We start from the raw sequence: 14585 nt of genomic DNA, 5'->3' as shown, positions 1-14585 counted from the left end.
GCAAAAGATAACTCTGTTCATTGCGGGACAATATACAGAAGATGATGCAATCAAAGAACTCAAAGACAGAGGGCTTTCAGATGAAACCGTCCAGAGAATTCTTCCTTTACTCCAAAGAGGAGTGGAGATAGCCAAAATACTTAACTGGAAAGAGGAAATCTGGGCTAAGGAAGGAGAACTTGAAAAGCAGATTGATTCTATGACTTTAGAAGAACTCCTCCAGCTTGACGTGAAAAAGCTTTGCGAGAGTGCATATTCTCAAATTCCTTTAGAGGTGTAAGTTGCCAAAGGTTCATGTTTTAGCCTCAAAAGGGAAGTCCATTACAAGCCAGCCGATAAAATGGCGGCAGTGGGGCTTCCCTTACACTCACATTGCTTACTGTTTTGATTTGTCAAATCCAGATGACCCTTATGTGATAGAAGCCTGGTGGAACGGAGTTAGGTGCGGAAAGTTTTCACAAGTCCATACACCAGGAACAGAATTCGCCGTTTACTCTGTGGAAGTTACTAAGGAGCAGAGAGAAAAAATCAGAGATTTCCTCTATAAACAAATAGGAAAACCCTACGACTGGCTGGGGATATTAGGATTCATCCTTCTGAATCCTAACATCGAAAGTAAAGACAGGTGGTTCTGTAGTGAACTTGTATTCGCTGCATTCAAACAGGCTGGAATTGAACTTCTTAAGAATACACACCCAAGCGAAGTTTCTCCCAGACTCTTCTTAAAGAGTCCTCTCTTGAAATTTGAGTATTCCACAAAACTACCAGGAGTAAAACATGGCATTTCAAGAAGCACTCCAGAAGGTTCTACGGCTTGAAGGAGGTTTAAAACTACACCGCAACCCCACAGAAAACTTTGAAACCTATGCGGGCATCTATCGGAAAGCTCACCCTGACTGGGAGGGCTGGGAGTGGATAGACAGAGGGAAAGAACCTCCTTTCAAGCTGGTAGAGAATTTCTACTACGAAAACTTCTACAAACCATTTGAGGAAGTAAAGAGTGAAAAAATCAGAGACCTCCTCTTTGAAACATCCGTTAACTTAGGAATCAGACAGACCCTCAAACTTGCCCAGAGAATCTTAGGCTTAAAGGCAGACGGCATACTTGGACCTAAAACCCTCTCTGCCCTTAACAGTGCAAATCCAGAAGAGTTCATAAAAGACTTCACTTTAGCCAGAATAGCCTTCTACACAGCCCTTGCAGATGAAAACCCCAAACGTTATGCAGTCTACCTGCGGGGATGGATAAACAGAGCTTTGGAGGTTCTATCGTGGGTCTCATAGGTCTTCTAACTGGTGGACTGGGAAAGTCAATAATTGACGGAGTAAAAGACATAGTAGACGACTTCGTTACAACAGACAAAGAGAAATTCCAACAATTAATCCAGCAGGAGGAACTAAAGTTAAAAGAAGAGCAACTACAGCTTGATAGAGAAAGAGCTTATCTGCAGGATACCCAGAGTGCAAGGGAAACCTACGCAAAAGTTTCCACATCCGATAAGGCACCCTTTTTCAATAAGATTTTCCCGTCAGTACTTGCGTTAACAACGGTATTAGCGACATTTGCCCTGTTTTTCTACTTTGCCCAAGGGAAATTCACAGGGAATCAGAAGGACATAGTCATCTACATACTGGGAGTTCTTTCCACGATATCGACTCAGATATTCGCATTCTACTTTGGCTCATCAGTAGGTTCAAAGGAGAAAACTGAAATTATGAAGCAATTGAAGTCTGTAAAGTAGGGGGGGTTTGTGGACGAAATCAAAGAGCTGGTACTCAAACACGAGAGGGAAATTAGCCAACTTACGGCAATTCAACAAGTTTTAGTTCAACAGACAGAAAAGACTACTGAAACCCTAACTGCACTCAAGGATGCTATAACGGAAATAAAAGTATCTATAGAGGAGCAGAGAAAGGAGCTAAAAATAGCAATAGAAATTAGAGATAAGGTAGATTCCATTAACCAAAATCTTCTTGTTGAGAAAAATAACCAGAAGCAGACCAATCAAAAAATTTTTGAGAAGATAGAAAATTTAGAAAAAGAAATCGAGGAACTTAAGAATAGAATGGAAGAAATTTCAGAAAATACGACTTTTGCTCGTTGGCTGGATGGAGGATTCAAGACCTTATCGAAGAAAACAGCTGTACTAATCCTTATGGCTTTAGGCTTAATGATTTTAGGTGCATTTTTAGGGGTTGACCTCCACCACTTCATACGCAGAAATTAGCAATTAAATTGCATAAAAGGTTGAGAAATGGAACTTGAATATCGGATAACACATTCTTATATAGATAAGTTTTCCAGACCTTTTGAAAGAAACCAGTTAAGGCTTGAAAGGTTCAATAAGCAGGTAGAAAAAAGCATTTCTCTTTTTGACAGTCTTAAGTTTGATAAACGCTTTAAATTTTCCCTTGATAGTCGTTCTTTTTTCCAAGAAATTGAAGCTGTCAAAAGAGAGCTAAAAAAGATAGGAACTTTTAAAATTGAAGGAGGACAAAAACTTTCTATTCCAACACCCAATGAATTGAAATCTCTTATCATTTGGGAAAACAAATTCTCACTTCCTGAAATATCAGAATTAACTGGTTCTATAAAATGGCAAAACAACTTTAACCACTCAGTTTTAAAGACCTTAAAGGCTGAAATAGAGTATGAAGAAGCTTTCAGAACCTCAAAAAAGTTTTCTACCAAGCTGGATAAACTGCTTAAAACTGCTCTGCATGTTGAACCTGATTTAAAAACCAAGAAACTATTTAAAAACACCAAGCTTACTTTTTATAGACTTAACAGAGAATTCAAAAAATATGAACCTACTATTACGCCAAAGATGGATGATTCAGCTATTCGAAAAGAATTGGAAAACATAAGAAAAGAAATCTCCTCTCAGAACTTTGCCTCTTCAATCTCTGTAGGATTTGGTCTTAATCAGTTGAAAGACCAGCTAAAAGAGGAAGGTTTAAATCTTTCTGAATCCCTCTTTGAAGGGACAAAATACGGTCTTTCAAAATCAAAACTTGCCTACGAGATAGCCCAGGAAGTTAAAAAGACAGGAGGTTACGTAGATGCTATAGATATAGCAAACAATATCGTTTCTGCCCTAAGATTAGGAGTTAGGGGTTCTGAAAAAGAGCTTGCCAATTTCGGAACGGAAATGGCTAAGTATCAGAAAGCCTTTGATGTTCCTGCTGAGGAAATAGGAAAGATAATCTATAACCTGCAAAGATTCCATATTCCTACGGAAGAGTTTGACCGAGTTCTTGGTAAGGCAGTTGCCCTAAGAAAGGAGTTCAACATTACCTCAGATACGATGAAAGAGATAATGCAGGATATAGACCAAAACTTTGGCTTTGTAATGAATCGGCTGAATAGAGCAACACGGTCCAAGTTCATCGTAGGGATGGAAGAGTTAGCCTCTTCATTAGAAAACAGTTATGTAGATAGCACCAAGTTTATGCAAATGTTATCGGGGGCGCTGAGTGGAAATATAGAGGACTTACAAAGAACCTACTTCTTAACAGGATTAAACTTAGAGCAATTGAAGAAGCTCATGGAAAGCGGTAACATCCAAGAAATAGGTAAGTCTTTTCTAAAACAGGCTCAAAACCTCTATAAACAGTACGGTAATTTGGCTCCTACACAACAAGCAATTGTAGCTGAGAGTTTGGGAATTGATCCTAAAGATTTCCAACAAATACTGGAAATCGGGAAGAATGCAGAGACATTTAGAAAGACGCTTCAAAGGGCTTTTTCTATAAAACCAGAGAACCCTGATAGAGTTATTCAGAAAAGCACAAATTCATTAACCCGATATATGAACATCATAAAAAATAAAGTAATAGGATTTAGCGGAAATCTTGGAGAAGAAGCTGTTAATACAGTTAGTTCAATCTTTGACCTTGTAAATTCTCCCCTTGGGGCTATAGCAACTGCATGGTTTGGTCAAAAATTTGGAAGTAAAGCCTTAAGATGGATAGGAGAAAGAATATTCACCTCTTTCTCTAAGAAAGTTTCAGCTAAACTTATCGGTGAAGGCTTAAAGGATATAGCAAAATCAAGTTTGGCAGATATAGGCTCCCAGTCTGGAAAAAGTTTTCTTTTAGGACTATGGGAATCAATAGAATCAGGGGGGTTATCTTCAATTTCCAAATTTTCTAACTTGCTTTCAAAGGCTTCAGTACCTCTTACTGTTGCCTCAATAGTTCTTGACCCTGATGAAGTTAATGTTGATGAAGATGAACTCTTAGCTGAATGGAGGAAAAATCATCAAAATTTGAGTCCTGAATTAAAAGTTCAACCGAAGTACTCCCTTAATGAGGTCCTTAAAAAACAAATTCAAATAGAATCATCAGGCAATCAATTTGCAGTTTCAAGAGCTGGAGCAGCTGGGCTTGCTCAGTTTATGCCAAAAACTTGGGAAGATTTATGGAATAAGAGAAGAAGTTTGTTTGAAAAGTACAATCCAGAATTAACTCAGTTTAAAGGAATTCCTGATATCTATAATCCGAAAGCACAGTTAGCAGCACAAAAAGCTTATATGTCTTACCTCTTAGATAGATTTAAAGATATCCGCTGGGCTTTAGCTGCATACAATGCAGGAGAAGGTAAAATCCAGAAGCTGTACTCACAATCAGAAGGAGATTTTGCCCTTGCTTTTCCACTGCTACCTCAAGAAACCCAGAATTATGTTAAAAGAATTCTCTCCACTCCTAACGTTAGAACTATTCCAAAAATTCCTGAAACCAGGTCGGTGGAGCCAGACAATTCTCAAAATACTTTGAATTCTCAAGTGTCTCAAATTTCCCCTAATAGACCTCAAAAAGACAGAACAGATAAATCTCCAGAAGTTGCTATTCTAAAGGAGATAAGCGATAGACTGCTATCTATTCAAAAGTTAATAGCTCAGGCTTATCAACAGAAGCTTTTAATGCCAGAAGGGGTTAATTTGCCACAAGTAGACCCGTTTGAGTTATGGAGGAAGAATTAATCCTTATTTTCCAAAATTCTTGTTAGCTCATCAATTTTTCTCCAATAAAAAACAGCTATAGCTAAGGAAATAAAACTTAAGATTCGATTTTCTGGCATAAATATACTCGATGTCCAAAGCAGAATTCCTGATAAGGAAAACACTAAAAGTTTTGTTCTCGTATTTTTTAATTTTTCAAGGAGAAGCTCTTTTCTTTCCATCATCCCTCCCTTAATATGTAATTATAACTTTTCCAGCGTCAAAACTTGAATACGCAAGTCAATTGCATAAATTTACTTTTGACGGTGGAAAATTTTTGACCGTGGAGGAAAAATGTAAGGCAAAACAATTGCTAAAAAATTTTTTTAAACCTAACTATAATAAGGTCTTTTTCATCTTAAAACCTCTCAAGCCATTGAAACACAAGCATTTTCCCTTGACAAAAACAGCAATGCAAATAGATTGAATTATGCAAATAAATAGTTCAAGGAGGTGAGCGATGGCGATAAAAAGAGATTACCGTGCAAGAATTAGAAGGATTCTTGAAAAGAAAAATATGCCTATAATGCAGTTGGCAGAGGAAATTAATAAAAAAGGGAAAAGAGTTGCTCCAACTTATTTACATCAAATTTTCAGAGAGGAAAGACATCCATCCATAAGGAAAGGTTACGATGTTTTCCCAAGAATCATAGAAGCTCTTCCTATTAGTAAATCTGAAAAGGAGAAACTTGTATACTTAGCTTTATCTCAACTACTTGGAGAAATCCTAAGGGAAGCTGAAAATTTTGTAGCAAAAACAGGACTTAAGTTTACTTCAGAATTTCCAGAAACTTTAGGAGAAGCTTTTGAACGTATGAGGGAAAAAGATGAAAAACCAAGTTATTATAAGCTTCAGGATTTAACTGGAGTAACCCATACAACATTTAGAGCTATGAAAAAAGGAAGAATTCCAGATATAAAGGTCTTCCAAAGAATTATAAGAGGTCTTAAGAATTTAGAACAGTTTGATACAGAGAAACTTTCCTATTTGTATATTAAAGAAGCCGTAAATGATGACTTGCTTAAGTATCTCGATGATTATATTAGCCAACAGGAAATTTAAGAGAAGGTTTCCTTCCTCTCCTTTTCGGAGAGGCTCCTTCCCCTTTTAACCATGCAATTAATTCGCTCTTAAGAAAGTAGCGTTTACATTTTCTTCCTTTCTGATGAGAAGGAATTACTCCCTGGGAAGCTAATCTCATAAGATAGTGATAGCTCAATTTAAGGAATTCAGCAGCTTCCTTTCCTGTAAGCAACTCTTCACTCATCTCAGGCTCTCCTATGCAATTGTTTTGCATTTACTTTGGTTAATTTAAGACCTTTTGCGATAAATTTCAACCAATTGATATAATCTTTTTGTTATGGCAAGGATATTTAAGCGTGGAAAATACTGGTGGGTGGACTATAGACTCCCTGACGGAAGAAGGATTCGCCGTTCTACAGGGTTTACTGATAAAAAAATGGCAGAGCTTATGCTTAAAGATATTGAGCTTCAAATTGCACGGAAAACTCTTAAAATTCCTGTAGGAATCCCTCTTAAGGAATTTTGGGAAAAATACTCAGAATATGCTAAGGCTCATAAAACGGAACAGACGTGGAAAACAGAAAAATCAGTATTTTCGGCATTTTTGAGCTTTCTACTCCGTAAGGGTGTAAGTCGTCTTGACAAACTTAATCCAGAACATCTTGAAAAGTACAAACTACTGTTAATTGAAAGGGGTTTAAGCCGATTTACTGTTAACAAGCAACTAAGGACGATTAAGTCAATAGTTTCTAAGGCTGTAGAGTGGGAGCTTCTTCCAGAAAATCCGTTCAAAAAAGTAAAACTGTTAAAGCAACCAGAAGGAAAACTTAGATTTCTAACAAAAGAAGAGATAAAGCAGTTTTTGGATAGCATAGACCGAGAGGATGTAAAGCTTTATGCAATTGTTGCTCTGAATACTGGATTAAGACTCTCGGAGCTTGTTAACTTAGATTGGGAAGACGTTGACCTGAAACATAGGCTCTTGAGAGTAACCAACAAAGAGGAATTTACGACCAAAAACTACCGGGATAGAACAATTCCTCTAAATAAAACTGCATATAAAGCTTTTAAAAGACTTAAAGAACTTAACCCAGATAAGCCCATAACGGTTAAGAGAATCCATCTTAGCAAACTAATTAGCAGGTATGCCAAAAAGGCTGGACTAACAGATGTTACATGTCATACTTTAAGGCACACGTTTGCAAGTCATTTAGCTATGAACGGCGTAGATTTAGTAACATTAAAAAAGCTCATGGGGCACTCTACAATTAATACTACGTTAATTTATACAAAGATTACAGAAGAACACAAGATGAAAGCCTTATCTAACTTAGAATTAACCCCAAACGTGGAAATCTAATTCAGTGTGCCTAAAACGTGCCAAGTAATGCATCAAAATTTCATAATTAAGTACAAAATAATGCAAAACAATAGCATTAATCAATTGGAGCAAAACCTTGATTTATCAAGACTAAGATTGAACTAAATAGTCATACAAACGGAGGACTGCAAATCCCTTATTCGGCGGTTCGAATCCGCCCGCCGCCTCCAATTAAACTTCCTTAAAGATATACTCAACGTTCGTTGAACTTTCCATCTTTTTGTAATCTGACAGAAAGGAGAACTGTTCCTTTACTCCCTTGTTTATCTTTATAACTACTCTTTTTCTTGCTACTCTTTCAGCCTCCTTCAATGTTTCTGGAGAAATAAAATCTTTAGGAGCTACTTCTCTAAAGGGAGACATAACATCACAGTGCCACTTAGGTTTTACAAACATAGGGGAAAAGTAAACAATATCGAAGGATCTATCTGGAAGTCCTCTCAAAAATAGATAATTGTCAGAAAGGTGAGACTCTACCAGTTTAAAGGCGAAATCTGCAACTTTTAACTTTCCTGAAGGCATGTACTTTCTAAGTCCTCTTTTAACTATCTCGTAGATAACGGGGTCTTTTTCAACTCCTACAACTTTTCTTTTTGAGACAAACGCTGCCATAAGTGCATCCTGTGCTAATCCAAGGTTACAGTCAAGAACCGTTTCTCCCTCTTTTAAATCCATTGCCTCAACCATTGCTTCCTTTCCCGTTTGGAGATAGTTGAGTAAGCGTATCTTGAAAAGTCCAGGATGGAAAAAGAGTTTTTGACCTCTCAGTGTATGCAGGGTAAGTGTTAAATCTCTATTGACAACCAAGACGTTCCTGTTAAAAGCCTTCCTTATTGCATTAATTGTTAGATGTCTCCTCTTTACAAGAGGAGCTTCTAATTTCTCTGATAACTTTGTAGCTTCCTCTATCATTTCCTTTGAGGGCTTTCTATCTGTTGTTATAGCTACTTCCATTATTCCGCCTCAGCTATTAAATCGGGTCTCTTTCTCATAAGGAATTTCTGAGTATAAGAACAAAGCGGATAGATTTTATATCCATTCTCATCTGCAAATTCAACGAGTTTTTGGGAAAGCTTACCAGCTAAGCCTTTACCTCTGTGATTTTCAGGAACATAGGTTGTACTAACAACTAAAACTTTTTTTTCCTTTTCAACTCCAAAAGTTATAAATGCCTCCTGACCGTCCTCCAATTCTAAGCTTATTCTGTTCTTCTCTAACCTGAACTCCATAGCACCTCCAGATATTTAGGTTCGCAGGAAAATGATAACTCAATATTTACTTTTTGGTGGGTATTTACTAAACTTTCCACTGTCACGGGTGAACGGGAAGTCCGGTGAAAGTCCGGCGCTGTCCTCGCAACCGTGAGCAGGAAAAAAAGAAGGGCTTTAGCCACTGGAGTGGAAGGGTGAAGAGCTCCCGCTCTGGGAAGGCTATCGCCCGTTAAATCCTGCAAGCCGGGAGACCGGCCCGTGATGGGTAGAGGAATCTCTACCCCTTCGCGTCCTGCGGGGGTTCGGGGCGCGGGAAAGGAGAGGGTGTTCCTTTTTCTTTTCCCGCCTAGAACTCCTGCGGGTGTTGAAAAAAAACACCCCAGGAGGGAAAGATGAAGACGTATGCCTACGGTTTCCCTAGGATAGGGAAACAGAGAGAATTTAAAAAGCTTGTAGAGGGATACTGGAGTAAGAGAGTCTCAGAGGAGGAACTGTTCTCAGGAATTGGTGAAATTGAGAGAAAAAGAGAGAAGACCTACAGGAAGTATGTAGATGCCTTCCCAGAAGGAGAAATGACTCTCTATGACCCAATGTTAGACACAGCTATCACTTTTGGTGTTTACAAAGTTGGTAGCCTGAATGATTACTTTGAACTGTGCCGAGGAAAAAGAGCCCTCGAAATGACCAAGTGGTTCAATACAAACTATCACTACCTTGTCCCTGATTTTGAGGAGAGAGTTCCTAACTTTTCTATTGAAAAACCCATCTGGGACAGGCATGAAAAAGCGAAAAAAAATGTATACCTAATTGGTCCTTTTACATTTTTGAAACTCTCTAAGGGGTTAAAGAGGGAGTTTTTTGAGGGAGCTCTAAAAGAGCTTACTGGACTCTACATTGAGTACATGAATTCAAAAAATTTTCTGTCAGTTCACTTAGATGACCCGGCTTTGGTCTTAGAGCTCTCCAAAGAGGATTGGAAATTAATAGAAGAGGTTTATCAAGTATTTTCTTATGCTAAATGTTCCGTAAATCTCTTCACTTACTATGACAGTGTAGATAGACTGGAACTTCTTTTTAACTTACCAGTAGATGGTATTGGTATAGACCTAGTTCATGATAGAGGGGAAAATCTTAAACAACTTGAGAAAATCGATAGAGAAGGAAAAATTCTATATGCAGGAATTGTAGATGGAAGAAACGTTTGGAGAGTTAATCCATTCAAAATAAGGAGTTTTGTTGAAAAGCTCGGAGAGAATATAGTTTTAACAAATGCAGCTCCCCTTTTTCACTTGCCAGTTAGCATTGAAAGTTCTTCACTTCCAGATGAATTAAAAGCAAAAATTTCCTTTGCTGAGGAGCGTTTAAAAGAACTAAATCTCACTGCTAATATAGAGGAAAGGGAATCTGAAGTTAAAGAGTGGATTAAAGGATTGACACTTCCTTTTGGAAGAAATGAGGAAGTAAGGAAGAGAGTTTCTTTACTTAAGGAAGATGACTTTGAAAGAAAGCCTTCTTATGAAGAACGTGTAAAAGTTCAAAAGGAAGTGCTCAAATTACCGCTCTTTCCCACAACGACGATAGGCTCTTTTCCTCAAACAGAAGAGATTAGAAGGATTAGGCTACTATATAGAAAAGGACTTTTATCTAAGGAAGATTATGAAACATTTATAAGAGGAGAAATCTCTAAAGCTATTCAAATTCAGGAAGACTTAGGACTGGATGTTCTTGTTCATGGAGAGTTTGAAAGAACGGATATGGTCGAATTTTTTGCTGAGAAATTGGAAGGAATTGCAACTACAGGTAATGGCTGGGTTATTTCTTACGGAACTCGTTGCTATAGACCACCCATAATCTACGGAGATGTTTCAAGAAGAGCTCCTATGACTATAAAAGAAGTTTCTTTTGCTCAAAGTCTTACAGAAAAACCGGTAAAAGGAATGCTTACAGGACCTGTTACAATCATCTCCTGGAGTTATGTTAGGGAAGATATACCTATACGAGAGGTAGCTTATCAAATTGCCTTAGCCTTAAAAGATGAAATTGAGGACTATGAAAAAACAGGGATAAAAGTGGTTCAAATAGATGAACCTGCTATCAGGGAGAGAGCTCCTATTAAAAAGAGACTGTGGAATGAATACTTCGAATGGGCTATAAAGTCCTTTAGACTTTGCCACTCCTCTGTAAAACCAGAAACTCAAATACATACTCATATGTGTTATTCAGAATTTTCAGAAATAATGGACTACATTCTTGATATGGATTTTGATGTTATCTCTATTGAGGCATCCCGCTCAAAAGGAGATATCATTAAAGCTTTTGAGGAGGTTAACTTTAATAGACAGATAGGACTAGGGGTTTGGGATATTCATTCACCCTATATTCCCTCTGTTGATGAAATGAGAGAAATTGTGGATAGGGCTCTCAGGGTTATCCCTAAGGAAAACTTCTGGATTAATCCAGATTGCGGCTTAAAAACAAGAAGATGGGAAGAGGTAATTCCTGCATTAAGGAATTTAGTGACTCTGGCAAGAAATTTGCGCAGTAACTAATCCTAAAGGCAGGGATATCCCTGCCTTTCTTTCAAAGATTTAATAAAATAAAAATACCCCAATCGACTTCCACCGATAGACAAGAGGAGTAGATGAAATTGTCCCCTTTTCTAAAAGTTGATACCCCAACAAGTTTTAGAGACCATCCAGGAGTTCACTCAATTCTATTCTATACAGATATAAACCTCTGTAACTTAAACTGTTTTCAGTGCCACAACAGGTATTTCTTTAGCAAATTGGGGAACACCGAATTTATGAACTATGAGGAACTCTCTCAAAAGCTATCAATGGCCAAACTGTTGGGAGTAGAGTTGGTAATAGTTTCTGGAGGGGAACCAACATTGGAACCAAACTTAGAGGAGGGACTTTCCTTTGTAAAGGAAAGAGGATTTCCCATAAGACTTGATACAAACGGAACTAATCCAAAAAAACTTGAAAAACTGATAAAAAATAGGTTAATAGATGGCATTGCCCTCGATGTAAAAATTCCCCTCTTAGATGAGTACACCCCTAACCAGAAGAAACGCTTTAAAAGAATTCTGTTTTCAGAGGAGGAAGTAAGTGACAGAGCTCTTTTAGAATATACAAAACATGTGGAAATAACAATAAACCTGATAATGAAATACTCATTGCCCTTTACCATCCTGAGGACTGTTGAATACCCTTTACTAACAGGAGAGGACAAATCCCTCATTTCAGAGTCTGTAAAATCACTACCACACCAGTTTAATCCTTTCTATCCTGTGGAGGAATGAATGGCGAACAAGTACTTCAGACTCATTGACCTCTTTATAGCAAACGACGATGTTTCAAGGAACAATGCAAACTTTGTAAGGGGTGTTCCCGTTTTAGAGCACGTAGTTGTCGGTGAGGTAATGAAGGATTACCTGTTTGATGTTGTATATGAGGGTTTACCTGTAAGGATTCACCACGAAGAGGGCTGGTCCTACCATCATCAAACCTACAGACTTTCAGCTTACTGTATAGGATTATCGGCAAAGGACATTGCTTTTTATGGACTCCAAAGCAATGCAAAAAATGAAAGGAGAGCTGCTCCCCCTAAAAGACTTGAAACTCTATTTATGCAGTGTGCAAATTTAATCTGTCTCGTCGCCCAGGAAGTTTCGGGAGCAACTTCCCTAAATGACCTATCGACAGTTGCAGCAGGTTATCTCTTCTACCTCGAAAAAGTAGGAAAGAAGAGCTATTCAGATTACGACCTTGAAAACCTTTGGCAGGAGTTTCTCTACAACATTAATCTACCTTTTAGAAGTGGAAATTCTCCCTTTTCAAACATTACACTGGACTTTGGAAAGCCCAACAGTAGATTGGCAAACGAACCTGTAGTTTATGCTGGAAAGTTCCTTGATATTACATACAGTCAAATCCCTTCCCACTACTTTGACAGAATTAACACTGCCTTCATAAGAGCAATGAAGAGGGGAGATGCTGACGGAAATCCCTTTACATTTCCACTAATAACAGTGAACATTACTGAAAACTTTGACAAGAACAACCCAGCTTGGAAGCTCCTTCTGAAGGAGAGTGAGTACTTCGGGGGATTTTACGTACAGAACTATTTAAAAGAACCCTTTGAAAAGCCCTCTATTTATAAGGAAAAGAATCCCTATATAAAACCTTTTGACGAAGGAATGATATACTCCAACTGCTGTAGAATGCTCTTTGATATCTCTCAAGTTGAAGCTGTTACTGGCTCAAATCCCTTTCACTCTGGAAGCGGTGTAGGAGGAATCGGGGTTTATGCAATAAATATGAACAGGCTTCTCTTTTTGGCGAAGGATGATTTCCAATTATTAAAGGAAATGATTGATTACCTGATGGAAGTGGGAGCGAGAGCTCTTCAAAGGAAGAGAAAGTGGCTCCAAGAACATTGGAAGGATTTATTTCCCTACTTGTCCTTTTATCAAAAGGACGATAAATCCCTCTTCAACATCTTTTCCGTTGTTGGAGTCCACGAAGGTATGATTAATGCTGGTTTTAAGGGAGGACTCTTTAACGATGAGGCAAAGGAGTATGCCCACCAGATAGCTCAGTACTTGTACGAGAAGCTTCACTACTTTATGAAAAGGGATGGGGTCCTCTATTCATTGGAGTATGCTCCCAGTGAAAATGCTGCCTGTAAAATGGCTCAAAAGGATGTATCCTTTGCATATCTACTCTCAGAGGCTATGAATGGAAATAGAAGCTTGGATTTATCCAAGGATAGTAAGCTTAACGAATTCATAAGAAGGGCTGTTTCAAAGTTTGAGGAAAAAATCTTTGAACTTGTGGAGGTTGGAAGTGAAGGTGAAAGTTAAACCAAAAATTTACGTGAATGGGGATGTAGACTCAGGAAGAGTTTTCCTTACCTCCGGATTTCAAGCACCGTTTCAGGAAGGAGACCTTTTAAAACAGATAGATGTTAATTCTCACTTTCAGTCCTACGCTACCGGTGGAAGTATTATGCACCTTTTCACCGCTGAAGAGATGAATCCGGATGAGCAGGAGAAGTTGATATTTAGTATCATAAGAAACTTTCCGATTCAGTATCTAACAAAAACTCCCTTTTTGACAACGTGCAACAACTGTGGTCACAAGATGGTAGGAAGAAAAACAAGATGTGAAAAGTGTAGCTCCGATGATGTAACTATTTGGAGTAGACCTATAGGATACTTTAGACCGGTAATGAGAAAGGGAATCTCTAAAAACTTTAAAAGTGCAAAATATCTCTTCTGGTTATCGGGAAGAATAGAGGATTTTTCAACAAGAAAGGAAGTAACTACTAAAGATATTGAAGAGATTATTGAAGAGCTGTCCTCTGGTATCTAATTTTGTAAAATTCCAAAAATTCTTAGACGTTGGAGTAGGAAATGAGGCTTTTGCTCTTCTTTATTTTCTTTCTTTTCTACTTTTTGAATTTTGAAAATTCGGCATTTTCAGAGACTTTAGAGAATGTCATTTCTCACTTAGGAGTAAAATCCGTTGATGAACTTTCAAAGGAGATAGATAGTTTACCTCAAGAAGAAAAATTAAAATTGGAACTTCTCCTGCTCATATATGGTAAAGAAAATAAAGAAGCTGAGAAAATCCTTGAAAAGTTAAGTCCATGTGAAATAGTTTCCAACATCATTGTTCTTCCTAAGAATCTATACGGCATTGTTGTTGATAAGACAAGCGAATGTTCTCGTTCAATACATGGTGGACACCCTGGAGTTTTTTAATATATTCCTCAAACTTCTCTACTGGAGTCTTATAACCAAGACCTTGATGAGGCCTAACGAAGTTGTAAAAGCTTAGATACCTAAATAGTTTCCTGTTCATTTCATCAACTGTCGGCTCAGTCCCTTCTATCATCCACAGTTCCTTCTCCACCGTCTGTATGAACCTTTCAACATGTGCATTGGTCTTGGGAGACCT

At 37.9% G+C, this 14585-nt stretch carries 18 protein-coding genes and 1 riboswitch; of the genes, 13 read left to right on the top strand and 5 right to left on the bottom strand.

Translation table 11 applies throughout. The features are described from left to right. The 6 genes from FN732_RS09610 to FN732_RS08595 form a co-directional block, all read left to right on the top strand. Window positions 1-280 (top strand): hypothetical protein (locus FN732_RS09610; RefSeq protein ID WP_185954304.1); only part of this gene is annotated, 280 nt, incomplete at its 5' end. A gap of 1 nt (window position 281) precedes the next feature. Further along, window positions 282-818 carry a YiiX/YebB-like N1pC/P60 family cysteine hydrolase gene (locus tag FN732_RS08615; RefSeq protein WP_142936154.1) on the top strand — a complete coding sequence of 179 codons (537 nt, stop codon included), beginning with the start codon at window positions 282-284 and terminating at the stop codon, window positions 816-818. Continuing rightward, window positions 778-1284 carry a glycoside hydrolase family 108 protein gene (locus tag FN732_RS08610; RefSeq protein ID WP_142936153.1) on the top strand — a complete coding sequence of 169 codons (507 nt, stop codon included), beginning with the start codon at window positions 778-780 and terminating at the stop codon, window positions 1282-1284. The genes FN732_RS08615 and FN732_RS08610 overlap by 41 nt, the downstream gene beginning before the upstream one ends. Next, window positions 1272-1742, top strand: coding sequence for a hypothetical protein (locus FN732_RS08605; protein WP_142936152.1), 471 nt, complete (start codon window positions 1272-1274; stop codon window positions 1740-1742). The genes FN732_RS08610 and FN732_RS08605 overlap by 13 nt, the downstream gene beginning before the upstream one ends. Window positions 1743-1751: 9 nt before the next feature. Next, window positions 1752-2228 (top strand): hypothetical protein, encoded by a 477-nt coding sequence (locus FN732_RS08600; RefSeq protein ID WP_142936151.1) that lies wholly within the window; start codon window positions 1752-1754, stop codon window positions 2226-2228. Window positions 2229-2255: 27 nt separating this feature from the next. After that, window positions 2256-4985, top strand: coding sequence for a transglycosylase SLT domain-containing protein (locus FN732_RS08595; protein WP_142936150.1), 2730 nt, complete (start codon window positions 2256-2258; stop codon window positions 4983-4985). Here the strand turns inward: FN732_RS08595 and FN732_RS08590 are convergent. Beyond that, window positions 4982-5185, bottom strand: a complete 204-nt coding sequence (locus FN732_RS08590; RefSeq protein WP_142936149.1) for a hypothetical protein — start codon at window positions 5183-5185, stop codon at window positions 4982-4984. The two genes, FN732_RS08595 and FN732_RS08590, sit on opposite strands and share 4 nt — an antisense overlap. Window positions 5186-5463: 278 nt before the next feature. Between FN732_RS08590 and FN732_RS08585 the strand changes: the two genes are divergently transcribed. Further along, a complete protein-coding gene (locus tag FN732_RS08585; RefSeq protein WP_142936148.1) occupies window positions 5464-6066 on the top strand; it encodes a helix-turn-helix domain-containing protein in 603 nt (200 codons plus the stop codon). Here the strand turns inward: FN732_RS08585 and FN732_RS09835 are convergent. Then, entirely contained in the window at window positions 6047-6271 is a 225-nt protein-coding gene (locus FN732_RS09835; RefSeq protein WP_185954303.1) for a helix-turn-helix domain-containing protein, read from the bottom strand. The two genes, FN732_RS08585 and FN732_RS09835, sit on opposite strands and share 20 nt — an antisense overlap. 93 nt (window positions 6272-6364) lie before the next feature. Here FN732_RS09835 and FN732_RS08575 point away from each other — a divergent pair, with 93 nt between their 5' ends. After that, window positions 6365-7387 carry a tyrosine-type recombinase/integrase gene (locus FN732_RS08575; protein WP_142936146.1) on the top strand — a complete coding sequence of 341 codons (1023 nt, stop codon included), beginning with the start codon at window positions 6365-6367 and terminating at the stop codon, window positions 7385-7387. Between the two features lie 192 nt (window positions 7388-7579). On the opposite strand, the gene FN732_RS08570 is transcribed toward FN732_RS08575, so the two are convergent. Together FN732_RS08570 and FN732_RS08565 are read right to left on the bottom strand one after the other, a co-directional pair. Further along, window positions 7580-8362, bottom strand: coding sequence for a class I SAM-dependent methyltransferase (locus FN732_RS08570; RefSeq protein ID WP_142936145.1), 783 nt, complete (start codon window positions 8360-8362; stop codon window positions 7580-7582). Further along, entirely contained in the window at window positions 8362-8637 is a 276-nt protein-coding gene (locus FN732_RS08565; protein ID WP_142936144.1) for a GNAT family N-acetyltransferase, read from the bottom strand. The genes FN732_RS08570 and FN732_RS08565 overlap by 1 nt, the downstream gene beginning before the upstream one ends. Before the next feature lie 69 nt (window positions 8638-8706). Then, window positions 8707-8893: riboswitch (cobalamin riboswitch) on the top strand. A 118-nt stretch (window positions 8894-9011) separates the two neighbouring features. On the opposite strand from FN732_RS08565, the gene metE reads away from it, so the two are divergent. The 5 genes from metE to FN732_RS08540 all read left to right on the top strand — a co-directional run bounded on the left by metE (window position 9012) and on the right by FN732_RS08540 (window position 14389). Continuing rightward, complete coding sequence (gene metE / locus FN732_RS08560) at window positions 9012-11168, top strand: 5-methyltetrahydropteroyltriglutamate--homocysteine S-methyltransferase (protein WP_142936143.1); 2157 nt, start codon at window positions 9012-9014, stop codon at window positions 11166-11168. 92 nt (window positions 11169-11260) lie between these two features. Next, window positions 11261-11923 carry a radical SAM protein gene (locus tag FN732_RS08555; RefSeq protein ID WP_142936142.1) on the top strand — a complete coding sequence of 221 codons (663 nt, stop codon included), beginning with the start codon at window positions 11261-11263 and terminating at the stop codon, window positions 11921-11923. After that, window positions 11924-13486, top strand: coding sequence for an anaerobic ribonucleoside-triphosphate reductase (nrdD, locus tag FN732_RS08550; protein ID WP_142936141.1), 1563 nt, complete (start codon window positions 11924-11926; stop codon window positions 13484-13486). After that, window positions 13470-13997, top strand: coding sequence for an anaerobic ribonucleoside-triphosphate reductase (gene nrdD / locus FN732_RS08545; protein WP_185954302.1), 528 nt, complete (start codon window positions 13470-13472; stop codon window positions 13995-13997). Before nrdD (FN732_RS08550) ends, nrdD (FN732_RS08545) begins: the two co-directional genes overlap by 17 nt. Window positions 13998-14038: 41 nt before the next feature. Next, window positions 14039-14389: a hypothetical protein gene (locus tag FN732_RS08540; RefSeq protein WP_142936139.1), complete on the top strand. Its 351-nt coding sequence runs from the start codon at window positions 14039-14041 to the stop codon at window positions 14387-14389. On the opposite strand, the gene FN732_RS08535 is transcribed toward FN732_RS08540, so the two are convergent. Then, window positions 14307-14585 (bottom strand): integrase core domain-containing protein (locus FN732_RS08535; RefSeq protein ID WP_142936138.1); only part of this gene is annotated, 279 nt, incomplete at its 5' end. The two genes, FN732_RS08540 and FN732_RS08535, sit on opposite strands and share 83 nt — an antisense overlap.

The sequence above is a fragment of the Balnearium lithotrophicum genome (assembly GCF_900182585.1).
Classification (GTDB): domain Bacteria; phylum Aquificota; class Aquificia; order Desulfurobacteriales; family Desulfurobacteriaceae; genus Balnearium; species Balnearium lithotrophicum.
Note: the sequence above shows the minus strand (reverse complement) of the source record. Positions and strands in the feature narration are given on the sequence as shown.